The following is a 13351-nucleotide window of genomic DNA, read 5'->3' on the forward strand; positions in this document are numbered from 1 at the left end:
CAATGATCCGCTCTATTGTACGTGGCTTCGGAGCGGCGCTCCCGAAGAGGGTTGTGACCAACCAGGAAATCGAGGGCATCGTCGAAACCTCGGACGAATGGATCGTTCAGCGCACCGGCATCAAACAGCGCTACATCGCCGGCGAGGGTGAGACCTCTGCATCGCTGGGTGAGGCCGCGGCCCGCGCAGCCCTGGAAAATGGCGGTCTGAAGCCGGAAGATATCGATCTCATCATCGTTGCAACATCTACGCCCGACAACACTTTTCCGGCAACTGCAGTCAACATTCAGAACCGTCTCGGTATCACGGGCGGTTTTGCTTTCGACGTTCAGGCCGTTTGCTCTGGTTTCGTTTATGCGATGGCGACGGCCGACCTCTACATTCGTGGCGGCATGGCAAAGCGCGTGTTGGTCATCGGCGCGGAAACCTTCTCGCGAATTCTCGACTGGAAGGATCGCACCACTTGCGTTCTCTTCGGTGATGGTGCTGGCGCTGTCATCCTGGAAGCAGGAGAGGGTGAAGGCAAGACGTCTGACCGTGGCGTGCTGACCTCCAATCTGCGCTCGGACGGTTCGCACAAGGAAAAGCTCTATGTCGATGGCGGGCCATCGACGACAGGGACGGTCGGTCATCTGCGCATGGAAGGTCGCGAAGTCTTCAAGCATGCTGTCGGCATGATCACCGACGTGATCGAGGCAGCGTTCGAGGCAACCGGCACGACCGCGGACGATCTGGACTGGCTCGTTCCACACCAGGCGAACCGCCGCATTATTGACGGCTCCGCGAAGAAGCTCGGCATTCCCTTGGAGAAGGTAGTCGTTACGGTCGATCTACACGGAAACACATCTGCGGCCTCCATTCCGCTCGCTCTCGCAACCGCTGCGGCAGACGGGCGTATCAAGCAGGGCGATCTAGTCATGTTGGAAGCAATGGGCGGTGGCTTCACCTGGGGCGCAGTGCTTCTGCGCTGGTAAACTGTAGGTTACGGTACTCACGTAACCCCTTGCCATCATTGCCGTAAATCCCTAAACGATTCTGGAAACATTTCTTGACCGTTGCCATCAACGGCAATAGTCTCGGGCAGTTTCCAGAACACAACAGAGATAAGCGCGGGGAAAAATGGCCGGTAAAACTGTGACACGTGCGGATTTGGCCGAGTCTGTGTTCCGCAAAGTGGGTTTGTCCCGAACCGAATCCGCCGAGCTGGTCGAAACCGTCATCGACGAAATCTGCAACGCCATCACCCGCGGTGAGGTTGTAAAGCTTTCCTCCTTTGCAACCTTCCAAATTCGTGAAAAAAACGAGCGTATCGGTCGCAACCCCAAGACCGGTGAAGAAGTTCCGATCTCGCCGCGCCGCGTCATGACCTTCAAGGCCTCGAACGTTCTAAAACAACGCATCCTCAAAGCCCATGCGTCACGCAAGGCAAAGCAGAAGACCCCGAAGCCCGGTTCCTGAAGCGGCTTCTTTCGGCAGCATTAGCTCCATTTCGATACCTCACTCCTCTTCTTCCTGTGAACACACTTGAATTTCAACCTTCAAACCGTTGAAATAAAGACGATTCGCATCGTACCTTGTCATGGATTTTGCAAACCTGTCATTTCGCCGGGTGGGAGTTAAGCGTGGATAAGAGTCCGGACGCCTTTAGAACGATCAGCGAAGTTGCGGACGAGCTCGATCTCCCGCAGCATGTGCTGCGTTTCTGGGAAACCCGCTTTCCCCAGATTAAGCCGATGAAGCGTGGGGGCGGACGTCGTTATTATCGTCCGGACGATGTCGATTTGCTGAAAGGCATCCGCCACCTGCTTTACGATCACGGTTATACGATCAAGGGCGTTCAGAAGCTCCTTAAGACCAACGGCAACCGTTTCGTTGCGGCCATCGCTTCGGGCGACATGGCCACGATGGAAGCCATCATGGCTGCTAGCGGTGAAAAGCAGACTGCCGAACCACGGGTGACGCCATCGGACGACGATGAAGTTGTCGGACGCCCAAAGGCCAGGCCCAGCGGTCGTTTCTTTGGCTTTGGCGGAGGAAGTTCCGACGACACACCGGAAATTTCGATCGGCAAATCCAGTATCAGCAAAGACGATCGTGCCCTGCTGCAGGAGGCGTTGTTCGACCTTCTGGAATGCAAACGCCTGCTCGATCAGGTGCGTTAACCGACGGGTGGCCTCGCAAACATCTCGCTCTTCTGCCGACGAGAGAGTTGTGGATAACGCGGCGCTTCGCCAGCGCCCGTCGAATTTATCTCAAATGCCAACCTTTCGGAAACTCCTTCAGCGGATAATGCCGGCCTGAAAAGGAGTTGTACTGTGAGCAAGAGAAAGCCTTCAAGCCGCCGTGCGTCGTCCAAGTCTAAGGGTGGCAGCGTCTGGTCCTGGTTGATCCTGTTTGGTGTCGCAATAGGCGGCATTCAGGTCTATGAGCACCGCGACACTCTGTTACCAAAGATGAGGGGCGTTGTTGCATCCGCGTCCAAACCGTCAGCACCCGCGATGCGTGAGGCGAGTGCGCCCAAGCAGGTCGCAGCTCTAAAGCCCTCCCAGACAGTCGGCCTGCCAACGACCGGCGCGCCTATTCCGCCACGCTCTATCGCTTCTGCAGGATCTGCGTTGAGCACTGGTCAACTGCCACCAGCGACTTTGCCATCGCAAAGGCCACAGGTGGAAAATGTTTCGCTCGGCGCCAAGCCCGGCACATTTGCCTTTTGTGGGCGCTCCGGCCTGAACAATTGCGTGATGGACGGCAACACCTTCTGGATGAAGGGCGTAAGGATGAAGCTTGCTGGCATCGAGGTCCCGCAAACGGATCAGGCGCGCTGCATGGAAGAACGTGCGCGCGGCTTCACCGCCAAGGTGCGTCTGCGCGACATGCTGAACTCCGGCGGCGTCAAGGTTGCAGCCGGAGGGCAGGGCTCAGAAGTAAAAGCCCTGTCCAGGTCAGGAGTTTCTTTTGCCGATCAGTTGATCCGAGAGGGACTTGCACGCCGTGCTGGTTCCGCAAGCCCATCCTGGTGTGGGTAATACGCTTGAAGAAACTCTTGCAGTTGACCGGAAGCGGTCGCGCTGTGTAGATGGGAAATGCATGCGGGCGTGATGGAATGGTAGACATACCGGACTTAAAATCCGGAGCGAAAGCGTGCGGGTTCGAGTCCCGCCGCCCGTACCAAATCTTCAACCTCTCCAGAATAGTGGCATCAGCAGCACGAGCACGGTCAGGATTTCCAGACGGCCGAGCAGCATCATAATCGACAGCAGATAGAGCGCTGGATCGCTGATGGTGGAGAAATTGCCCGCAGGCCCGATGATCGGGCCGACGCCGGGACCGACATTGGCAAGCGATGTGGCAACACCGGATGCCGCGGTGAGAAAGTCGTAGCCCATGGCGCTCATCAACAGGCTGCCGCCGATCCACAGAGCAATGAAACAACTGATGAACAAGAAGACGTTGCGAATGGTTTCGGCATCGACGACCTGCGCGCCGTAACGCACAGGATAGACGGCATCGGGATAGATAAGCTTCCGCAAGCCGGTTTTCACCACATTATAGACGATCACAAAACGGTAGGCTTTGATGCCGCCCGCGGTCGAGCCTGAGCAGCCGCCCATAAACGTAGCGAAGAAGGCGACTACCACGACGAAAGGCCCCCAAAGCGTATAGTCGTCGCTGGCAAAGCCACCTGTCGAAAGAATCGACGTCATATTGAAGAAGGAATGGCTGAGCGCAACATGAAGCGCCACGCCATTGTTGATGTGGTGATAGATGCCGACGGCGAGCGAGATGGCGCACAGATAGCCTATAAACACCCGGATTTGAGGATCGTAGAGAATATCCATGCGTCGGCGCACGGCGAGCAGGATCATGACCGAGAAGGGCAGGCTGCCGAGAATCAGAAAGAAAGTTGCGATCCACAACAGCGCGACATTATCCCCGAAATAACCGAACGAGGCGTCATGGGTGGAGAAGCCTCCTGTCGCGATCGCCGACATGGCGTGGTTCACGGCATCGAAATGCGTCATCCCGGCGAAATCGAAGGCGATGGCGCAGGCAATCGTCATCAGGACGTAAATACCGACGAAAGCGCGGGTGAAACTGGCGAGACGCGCAAATGGCCTGTCGCTCGCCGTATCGGAGGATTCCATTCTGAAGAACGTCATCCCGCCGACACGCAATAGCGGCAGAACGAACAGACCCAGCGCCACGATGCCGATGCCTCCGAGCCAGCATAGAAGCGAACGCCATATCAAAAGCCCTTGCGGCGCATGGTCGAGACCGGAAATCACTGTGGAGCCGGTGGTGGTGATCGCAGATATCGACTCAAACAGCGCCTGAGCGAAGGAAAGATCGAGTTCGGACAGGTAGAGAGGCACGGCGCCGATGAGCGAAAACGCCAGCCACAACACGTTCACCAGCAGGAAGCCGAAGCGCTTGTTGAAGGTCGGCATCGGTCCACGGGTTGCGAGCGCGCAGGCCAGCGCAAATCCCCCGCACATGAAACCGGAAGCGGCGAAAACGATCCAGTCATTATTGCCGTAATAGAGGTCCGTCATGGCTGGCACGAACATTGACGTGGCCATGTAAAGGCCGAAGATCGACGTAATATAGACGACTGCGCGCAGGAGATTGGCGTTCAAAAAAATCAAACCTTGATCGAGTAACGCGTACCGAAGTGGCGCAAAGAGTCTTTGTGTCGAGCCTGTTCCTATGGCATAGCGGGTGCCATCGTGAATTTCAATGGATTGAAAATCGTGGACAAACTGCTTGTAGAAGCCGCACGGCGCGAAGTTCGGGAAATCTTTCCCGAAACGCCGTTGCAGTTGAATGAACATCTCAGCCGCCGGTATGGAGCCGAGATTTGGCTGAAGCGTGAAGATCTCACGCCTGTTCGTTCCTACAAGATTAGAGGCGCATTCAACTTTCTTCGCAAGGCTGTCTCAACCGCCGGCAAGGACAATATTTTCGTCTGCGCATCCGCTGGCAATCATGCTCAGGGCTTCGCTTTCGCCTGCCGCCATTTCGGCGTGAAGGGCGTGGTTTTCATGCCAGTCACAGCGCCGCAGCAGAAGATCGATAAGACCCGCATTTTCGGTGCGGAATTCATTTCCATCAAACTGGTAGGCGACATCTTCGACCAGTGCTACGCGGCTGCGCGTGCCTATGTCGAAGAAAACGGCGCCTATATGGTGCCGCCCTTCGACCATCAGGACATTATCGAAGGCCAGGCAACGGTTGCTGCGGAGATCATGGACCAGTTGCCTGACGGTGCTAGGCCGGATCTCGTGGTCATGCCGGTCGGCGGCGGCGGCCTCGCGGCCGGTCTCACGGGATACTTCGCTGGAACGGTGGCGAAAGAAAACTTTGTCTTCTGCGAGCCGGAGGGCGCGCCGAGCCTGAAAAAGAGCCTCGAGGCCGGAGTGTCAGTCACGTTGAACAAGGTCGACAATTTCGTCGATGGCGCCGCAGTGGCTCGCATCGGCGACCTCAATTTTCAGGCGCTCAAGAGTTTTTCCGCCGAGCAGGTCGAACTGGTTCCGGAAAACGCATTGTGCGTGACGATTATCGATATGCTCAATCTTGAAGGCGTGGTGCTGGAACCTGCCGGCGCGCTGTCAATTGCAACACTTGAGAAGCTCGGGCGTGAAAGGCTGGAAGGCAAGCGGGTCATCTGTGTGGTTTCCGGTGGCAACTTCGATTTCGAGCGTCTGCCGGACGTGAAGGAGCGCGCCATGCGCTTCACCGGGGTGAAAAAGTATTTCATCCTGCGCCTGCCACAGCGCCCTGGCGCGCTTCGCGACTTTCTTAATCTGCTTGGTCCTGACGACGATGTTGCCCGCTTCGAATATCTGAAGAAGTCGGCTCGCAACTTCGGTTCGATCCTGATCGGCATCGAGACGACCTCGCGTGAGAATTTCACCGGCCTGTTCGAGCGTTTCGAAGCGGCAGGGCTCGGTTACGAAGATATTACCGAAAACGATATCCTCGCGAACCTCATAATCTGATCTTACGCGTTAAGAAGCAGGACGGCGGCGGTCGCGCTGCAAAAGATAACAGGAAGGGTAAAGCATGGCCTCGTTCTTCTCGAAACTCTTTGGCGGCTTCGGCGCGTTGCAGTCGGATGCACCGAAGAAAACGGAAACGTCGGAACCGCATCAGCACGGCGAATACACCATCTATGCCACGCCGATGAAGGAAGGTGCGCAGTACCGCTTGGCAGGCCGTATCGAAAAGACGGTCGGCGATGAGTTGCTTGTTCACGAATTCGTTCGCGCAGATGTGTTTACCAGCATGGATGACGCGGTCGAATGCACCGTGAGAAAAGCCAAGCTTATTATCGACCAGAGCGGGCCGCATCTGTTTGCCGACAAAAAATAACGGCCGCGACAAGCGCGACCGTCGGCATTTTTGAAACGAAGCGGCCGGAATGGCCGCTTTTTTCATGCGGCCTTCGCAATTTCCTCGACCTTGGCATTTGCGGCAGCAATTGCCTTTTCAGCAGCTTCCGGACCGAACGCCAAGCCTTCGATGCGGATGACTTCTACGTTGGTCATGCCCATGAAGCCGAGTACGGTCTTGAGGTAAGGCACCGCATGCTCAAGAGAAGCAGCGGGACCTTCGGAGTACACGCCAGCAGCGGACAGAACGATGTAGACTTTCTTTCCGGTTGCCAGGCCGATCGGGCCGGATTCGGTGTATTTGAAGGTCATGCCTGCTCGAGCGATATTGTCGATCCAGGATTTCAGGCCGGAATAGATCGAGAAATTGATGAGGCCCGTTCCGATGATGACGGTGTCGGCGTCCATCAGTTCAGCGACGCGCTTGTCGGAATAGTCTGCGGCGGAAGCCTCTTCCGGCGTGCGCTGATCGGCTTGCTTGCGGATTGCGGAAGTCGTGACTGAATCGAGATGCGGGATTGGGTTCTGGCCGAGATCGAGATGGGTGATCGAGCCATTCGACTGTGCCTGGATCTTGGTAGCAAGCTCGGACGCGAACTTATTGGAAAGCGATTCGTCGCCGCGTGGGCTGGAGGTGACGAGAAGAATCTTCGACATTTGGGTGCCTCATTGTCAGTCTTGGGAAGATAGCAGCGGGACAGACCCGCTCTGTTGGCTGATGTATCGGCCAGTTTTACCATCAAGAAAACTGTGATAATCTGAAATGAAGCTATCGAAAAAATGGATGGGACATGGACGCGAACCCGACGCTCGACCAGTTGCAGGTCTTCCTGACCGTTGCCGAAAGCGGCAGCTTTTCAGCTGCTTCGCGTCTTCTCAACCGTGCCCAATCAGTCGTCAGCTACACCATCGCCAATCTTGAGGCGCAGCTTGAGGTCAGTCTGTTCGAGCGCAGCGGTCGCCAGTCCAAGCTGACGGATGAAGGCCGCGCCATGCTGGAAGATGCGCGCAGGATAGTGGCCGGTCTGCAAGAGATGCGTTCGCGCGCAAAGGGTTTGAAGCAGGGCCTGGAAGCCGAGGTTCCACTCGTCCTCAGCACGATCGTCCCGGCAGAAGCGGTGGTCGAGGTTCTGCGTGAATTCAGACGCGAATTTCCAACCGTGTCGCTGACGCTCAATGTGGGCGAACTCGGCATGGTGATGGATATGGTCAGGAGCCGCAAGGCACTGATCGGCATTGGTGGCGCTATCTCCCAGCAGGATGACGGCCTCGTCATCGAAAAGATTGGGCATTCTTTCATGGTGCCGGTCGCTGCAAGCGATCACCCCTTGGCGAGACTGAACCGCCCGGTGACACTCGCCGATGTACGCGAAGAGGTGCAGATGGTGGTGATGGATATGTCCGGCCTCACCAAGGGTCGCGATTTCAATGTTCTCTCGTATAAGACATGGCGCGTCAGTGACATCGCAACCAAGTATCAGTTGATCAAAGGTGGTCTCGGTTGGGGCGGATTGCCGGCATCGCTTGTTCGAGGCGACATCATGAACGGTAGTCTCAAGGTACTTGATCTCGATGCCTACGAACTCGGCGAGTATCCACTTTATTCGCTGCGCAGAGCCGACACGCCTGCGGGTCCGGCGAGCCAATGGCTAATCGACAATTTTCAGCAACGACTATCCAAATGCCCGGACAATAAGAGCTTTTTGAATGCCGTGCGTCCCATAACGCTTAAAGACGCTGCGGAATAAGATCTCTCTGACCAGCTAACGAGGGGTATCTATCGAGGTGTATGATGGCGGCGGCTTGAAGCCGCCGCCACGGCCATTATCCCAACATCAGGCGGAACTTCGCGAAGCCTTCGGCGCCGTCGCCCGCTTCCTCGATCTTGGCGCCCTTCACATCCTTGGCGTATTGGCGGCCTTTCGGGCCGGTTTCGAAAATGGCGGTGGTGTCGGAGACTGGTGCAAACGACCAGTTATCGTCAGCAGATGGATTGATCGTGCCCTGATCCATAATGTAGCGCACGATCACATCGCGGTTGGTATCGGGCGCGACGAAGATGATCTTGTCGCTACCGATGGCCGGGAACTTGCCGCCACCGCTGGCACGATAATTGTTGGTGGCGACAACGAACTTCTGCTCCGGATCGATCGGTTTGCCCTGGAACTGAAGATTGACGATGCGGCTGCTGTCCGGGTTGGCTGCCTTGCCATCCTTGTCGAACTTGGCAGGTTTCGAGACATCGATCTGATAGGTGACCCCATCGATGATGTCGAAATTATAGGATGGGAAATCATTGTTCAGCAGCGGCGCATCCTTGGATCCTGCCTTGACCGTGTTGAACATGCCGGCCGACATCTCCAGCCAGTCTTTCACCTGCGCGCCGTTGATGAGCACGGCCTGCACTGTGTTTGGATAGAGATAGAGGTCGGCGACGTTCTTGATCGCAATGTCACCGGCAGGGACATCCGTATAATAGTCAGCACCGCCACGACCGCCCGACTTGAACGGTGCTGCCGCAGAAAGCACCGGCAGGTCCTTGTACTGCCCGTCCTTCAGCATGTCCTTGATGTACCAAGTCTGAGCATTAGAGACGATCTGGACCGACGGATCATCGGCCACTAGCGCAAAATAGGAGTAGAGCGGCGCAGAGCTCTTGCCGACGGGACGGCGCACATAGGCAAGCGCTCCATCATGGTCCTTCTTGACCGCTTCGATGACCTCCGGCTTGTCCTTTACATCCGCAACGATCTTGCGGTTGTCGTCGCGGTGATAGATCGGTCGGGCTTCTGAGGTGAAGTCGACGATCTTCCAGCTCTTGCCGTCCTTTTCCAGCAGCAGATCGATGAGGCCCATATGCGAACCCCAGAAACCAGCCATTACGGCAGGCTTGCCCATCAATGTGCCCTTAACCGGATCGGCACCATCGATTCCATCCCACGTCTTGGGGCCAGGGAAAACCAGATGCTGGTGACCGGTAAATACCGCGTCGATGCCTTGGACGCCAGCGAGATAAAGCGAAGCATTTTCCATGCGTTCGCTCTGGCCCTTGCCGTCGATGCCGGAGTGGGAGAGTGCTATCACAATATCCGCGCCCTGTTCCTTCATGACCGGCACCCAGGCTTTGGCAGCGTCCACGATGTCGCGCGTCTGCGCTTTGCCTTCCAGGTTCTTGGCATCCCACATCATGATCTGCGGCGGCACAAAGCCGATGATGCCGACCTTGATGGGGCTTGTTGCGCCGGAGCCGTCACGGATCTGCTTTTCCAAAATCACATAGGGTTTGAAGAAAAGGTCGTCCTGCTTTGGGTCTGATGCGAGTTGACCCTTAGTCAGGTTGGCGCAGACATAAGGGAAGTTTGCGCCACCCAGTGTGTTGAACATGAAATCGAGCCCATAGTTGAACTCGTGGTTGCCGAGTGTGCCGCAATCGTAACCAAGCACATTCATGGCATTGATGACCGGATGTTTGTCGCCTGCCTTCATGCCGCGCTCATAGGCAATGTAATCGCCAAGCGGATTGCCTTGGAGGAAGTCGCCATTGTCGACCAGCATGGAGTTGCCAGCCTCTGCACGCACGGCGTCGATCAGCGATGCGGTACGGGCAAGGCCCAGCGTGTCGTTCGGCTTGTCGGCATAGTAATCGTAAGGAAAAACGTGGACGTGAATGTCGGTGGTTTCCATGATGCGAAGATGCGCCTGATTGCCCTGAGCGCGCGCCGCGAAGGGATGCAGCATGACAAGCGCCGAAGACGCCGCAATACCGCTGAGAAGGGAACGGCGGGTAATGGGGTGAAGGCCGATAAGGGAAGACATGGAAACTCCTGATGTGAAATACGATTGACCTGTCTCGACGCGGGACAAGGTAGAACGAATTGCAGAGGAGTCTATCAGCAAAATGACAGGTGTGTGACACGGCCCGCTCAGCAGGCCGCATAAGAAAAAATTAATATTCAATGCTACGACGTCGTTTTTGACGTCACGCCCTGTCGATGCGGCACTGGAAGCAGTTGTTTCGCGCCGAGCGAACATGCACATAGGCAATGTCTGGACTTTCAAGCAGTTCCTGTGAACGCACGACGATCTTGGCAGTCGGCGTCACGGCGCCAGTGCCATAGACAATGCGATCGCCTGCATCATAGCCCCGGACGATGTAGTCGGTGCTGTCGAGCATGATGGGCAGCACTTGAGCCGCCTCAAGGGGAGCGCAGGGCTCGGCATGAATGAAGATCGGTCCTGTCTCGGCGTAAGGCTGTAGGTGACGAAACGGACGGTAAGAGAGAAGTAGCATCGGCTCACCACGCTGTATCTGGCCAAGGCAAGCACGACAGGGAAAGTTGTCCATAGCGATTATCCGTTCCGGTGGCTGACCGTTCGAATCGGGCGCGCCACTGCGGATGGCGTGCGCATGGGCTGGAGGAATGGCGCGAAAGAGGATGGCGGTCATGGCTGCTCCTTGACGGTGATCTATCAGTTGCTTCTTTGCCGCTATGATCGCCAAACGGTCTGCTATCCACCCGTTTCTTGTCGGTAAGCGATACCAACCCATTGCGTGGGCCGTTCTGTTTAGCGATCTATGCTGCGTCTCGTTCTGGAAAGTTTACGTCAATGCTGCGCAGGTTTCGAACCGTTCTTTCGGTTGTTCTTCTATGTTCCGTCATGCCTGTGGCACAGGCGCAGGTTGCGCCGGCGCTGGACGATTTGTCCGACGAGCAATTGCAGCAGACCGTGAATTTCGTCATCGGTAATGCCGTTTTCGGCCTCTATCACGAAGCGTCAAAGATGCTGATCTCGGATTTTGCCCTATCCAGTCCGGGCGAAGGCAAGGATGCAGCGGACGAGCTGGCGGCAACGATCATGCTAGAGGCAAACCAGGAATGGTTGGATACCGCAATCGTCAACGCCACCGATAGTTGGTATCTGGCGCGGAGCGCGCAAACACTTCCAGAACACAATCCGCCTGTCTATACGGTGCTTGTTCCAAAAGTCGGGCGTGATCAGCAGATGGCCTGCCTTATGGTCGGTAAGGATGAAGCTGGATATGGCGATCTGGCCACGATGATGGGGCTGCCCAAAAACGAGTGGAAGGCCTGCGAAACGGCTTACCCGCAAACAGTTGCTCGCTGGACTGAGCTGCTCAAGCCGCATGCCAAGACGCCGGGAACAACGAAATTCGATATACGATACGAGCCTGCGCGCGACCCCTTCCTCGACATCTATGCAACGATGGTAAAGGAATCGAAGGTTCTCGATCTGATTGCCCGCGGCTTTAGTGCCTATGATCTCAAGGGTGAGGTGAAGCTGACGGCCAGAAGCTGCGGGAGGCCGGATACCTATTGGTCAGCAGAACGCCGCGAAATCACCTATTGCTACGAGCTTGCCAGGTTTCACGGCGAGCTGATTGCCGCACATCTTCTAGCAAGCAATGGCGATCGCGGCGATGCGCCGGCAAAGGAAATTCCGACAGCCGTCAATCTTGGTCAGGAATTGTAACGCTCCGCTTGGCTTGATCCACGCGGAGCGATGAGGGCCTTCAACTGCGACGTGAAATTTCCAGATACTCGCTGTCGGTCAATGGCTCTACCCAGGCCTCGTAGGTGCTGACCGGCGAAAAGCCCATCATCTGGTAAAGCTGCAATGCGCGGGGATGATCGAGCGTGTTGGTGGAGACGGTTACCTTTTTCGGATTGTCCTGCCAGATCGAATAGAGCGCCTGAAGCAGGAACCATTTGCCGACACCGGCGCCGATCGCTTCTTCCATGAGACCGAAATAGGAGAGTTCAGTGACCTCTCCATCGCCCTTGTTGAACTCGAAAAAGCCGGCTGGTGAACCGTTCAGATAAAGCACGGTCACACAGTTCTTGGGGTCGTTCAAGACGGCAGAAAGCTCAGGATCGCTCATTCGCATGCGCTTTTGCCAGTGCCAGCGCTTACCGACACGCCAGTAAAGATAGCGATAGAAATGCAACGGGATATTGTGGGTGCGCATGATCGCGGTCTGGATATTGACCGGCACCGGCAGGCTGACCTTAGGCGCGGATGTCATTTCCAGCTGCGTGACATGGGCTTTCAAAGGACCGTAGGGCGTCGGGGGTACCGGCTCTGAGGGACCCGTGACGACAGGCGTATCCTGCTTCGATCCCCATTCCGACCACGAGCCGTCATAGAGCGAATTGTCCGAGTGGCCGAGCGATTCCAGCGCCAGGGTCACGACGGCAGCGGTTACGCCCGAGCCGCAACTTGTGACCACAGGCTTGGAGATATCGATACCGGCGTCTTCAATCATTTTGCGGATGGTCGGCAAGTCCTTGAAATGGCCATTTTCTGAGAAGGCCGTGGCTGGCAGGCTGCGAGCGCCCGGCATGTGGCCAGAGCGCATACCGGCGCGGGGCTCGGCCTCGTCTCCGGTGAAGCGGCCAGCACCTCTGGCGTCTGCCACCTGCTTTTCACCGGTATCGACAATGGCGCGCATATCGGAGAAAGACGTGACGCGGCTCGCCTTGAACTCGGCATTGAATTCTGCTGGCTCTACCTGCGTGGCTTCCGCTTCAAGCGGTTTGCCCGCGGCCTTCCAGCCGTCGAGACCACCATCCAGAACGTAAACCTTTTCGGCGCCCATAACACGCAGCATCCACCAGACACGCGGCGCGGAGAAAAAGCCGGGTCCATCATAGACTACGATCGTGTCGGATTCGCTGATTCCAAGTTTACCGACCTCCTCGGCGAAAAATTCCGGGGAGGGCAGCGAATGGGGAAGCCCCGTGTCATGATCGGCAATTGCGTCCTGATCGAAGAACACGGCGCCTGGAATATGTCCGCTCGCATATTCCTGCTTCCCATCGCGCTTGTGCGCCGGCAGATACCAGGAGGCATCGACAATACGGAAATTTGGGGTTCCAAGCTGCTGCTCGACCCAGTCCACCGAAACGACGAAACGGCTTTTATCGGTGCTCACG

13 protein-coding genes and 1 tRNA gene are annotated in these 13351 nt (G+C 56.6%); 9 read left to right on the forward strand and 5 right to left on the reverse strand.

Annotated elements, in window-relative coordinates:
* Nucleotides 1-2: 2 nt before the first annotated feature.
* The 5 genes from ACQZ5M_RS14960 (at nt 3) to ACQZ5M_RS14980 (ending at nt 3171) form a co-directional block, all read left to right on the forward strand.
* Complete coding sequence (locus ACQZ5M_RS14960; protein WP_296022240.1) at nt 3-974, forward strand: beta-ketoacyl-ACP synthase III; 972 nt, start codon at nt 3-5, stop codon at nt 972-974.
* 145 nt (nt 975-1119) lie between these two features.
* Nucleotides 1120-1458 (forward strand): integration host factor subunit alpha, encoded by a 339-nt coding sequence (locus tag ACQZ5M_RS14965; protein WP_296022238.1) that lies wholly within the window; start codon nt 1120-1122, stop codon nt 1456-1458.
* Between the two features lie 164 nt (nt 1459-1622).
* Complete coding sequence (locus ACQZ5M_RS14970; RefSeq protein WP_296022236.1) at nt 1623-2162, forward strand: MerR family transcriptional regulator; 540 nt, start codon at nt 1623-1625, stop codon at nt 2160-2162.
* Between the two features lie 153 nt (nt 2163-2315).
* On the forward strand, nt 2316-3026 hold the full coding sequence (locus tag ACQZ5M_RS14975; protein WP_296022233.1) for a nuclease: 711 nt from the start codon (nt 2316-2318) through the stop codon (nt 3024-3026).
* A 63-nt stretch (nt 3027-3089) separates the two neighbouring features.
* A tRNA-Leu gene (locus ACQZ5M_RS14980) sits at nt 3090-3171 on the forward strand.
* A 5-nt stretch (nt 3172-3176) separates the two neighbouring features.
* Here the strand turns inward: ACQZ5M_RS14980 and ACQZ5M_RS14985 are convergent.
* Nucleotides 3177-4637 carry a TrkH family potassium uptake protein gene (locus ACQZ5M_RS14985; RefSeq protein WP_296022231.1) on the reverse strand — a complete coding sequence of 487 codons (1461 nt, stop codon included), beginning with the start codon at nt 4635-4637 and terminating at the stop codon, nt 3177-3179.
* Between the two features lie 114 nt (nt 4638-4751).
* Here ACQZ5M_RS14985 and ilvA point away from each other — a divergent pair, with 114 nt between their 5' ends.
* Together ilvA and ACQZ5M_RS14995 are read left to right on the forward strand one after the other, a co-directional pair.
* Nucleotides 4752-6002, forward strand: a complete 1251-nt coding sequence (gene ilvA / locus ACQZ5M_RS14990; RefSeq protein WP_449080165.1) for a threonine ammonia-lyase — start codon at nt 4752-4754, stop codon at nt 6000-6002.
* A 64-nt stretch (nt 6003-6066) separates the two neighbouring features.
* Nucleotides 6067-6375 (forward strand): HlyU family transcriptional regulator, encoded by a 309-nt coding sequence (locus tag ACQZ5M_RS14995; protein WP_449080166.1) that lies wholly within the window; start codon nt 6067-6069, stop codon nt 6373-6375.
* Between the two features lie 62 nt (nt 6376-6437).
* On the opposite strand, the gene ACQZ5M_RS15000 is transcribed toward ACQZ5M_RS14995, so the two are convergent.
* Entirely contained in the window at nt 6438-7052 is a 615-nt protein-coding gene (locus ACQZ5M_RS15000) for an FMN-dependent NADH-azoreductase (protein WP_296081477.1), read from the reverse strand.
* 134 nt (nt 7053-7186) lie between these two features.
* On the opposite strand from ACQZ5M_RS15000, the gene ACQZ5M_RS15005 reads away from it, so the two are divergent.
* Nucleotides 7187-8143, forward strand: a complete 957-nt coding sequence (locus ACQZ5M_RS15005; protein ID WP_449080167.1) for a LysR family transcriptional regulator — start codon at nt 7187-7189, stop codon at nt 8141-8143.
* 76 nt (nt 8144-8219) lie between these two features.
* Here the strand turns inward: ACQZ5M_RS15005 and ACQZ5M_RS15010 are convergent, their stop codons facing one another.
* Entirely contained in the window at nt 8220-10211 is a 1992-nt protein-coding gene (locus tag ACQZ5M_RS15010) for a bifunctional 2',3'-cyclic-nucleotide 2'-phosphodiesterase/3'-nucleotidase (RefSeq protein ID WP_296022217.1), read from the reverse strand.
* A gap of 163 nt (nt 10212-10374) precedes the next feature.
* Nucleotides 10375-10842: a DUF1203 domain-containing protein gene (locus tag ACQZ5M_RS15015; RefSeq protein ID WP_449080168.1), complete on the reverse strand. Its 468-nt coding sequence runs from the start codon at nt 10840-10842 to the stop codon at nt 10375-10377.
* A gap of 161 nt (nt 10843-11003) precedes the next feature.
* On the opposite strand from ACQZ5M_RS15015, the gene ACQZ5M_RS15020 reads away from it, so the two are divergent.
* Entirely contained in the window at nt 11004-11888 is an 885-nt protein-coding gene (locus ACQZ5M_RS15020; RefSeq protein ID WP_296100984.1) for a DUF4344 domain-containing metallopeptidase, read from the forward strand.
* A 40-nt stretch (nt 11889-11928) separates the two neighbouring features.
* Here the strand turns inward: ACQZ5M_RS15020 and sseA are convergent, their stop codons facing one another.
* Complete coding sequence (gene sseA / locus ACQZ5M_RS15025) at nt 11929-13350, reverse strand: 3-mercaptopyruvate sulfurtransferase (RefSeq protein ID WP_449080169.1); 1422 nt, start codon at nt 13348-13350, stop codon at nt 11929-11931.
* Nucleotide 13351: the final 1 nt, after the last annotated feature.

This window comes from Rhizobium sp. 22-785-1, from assembly GCF_053521965.1.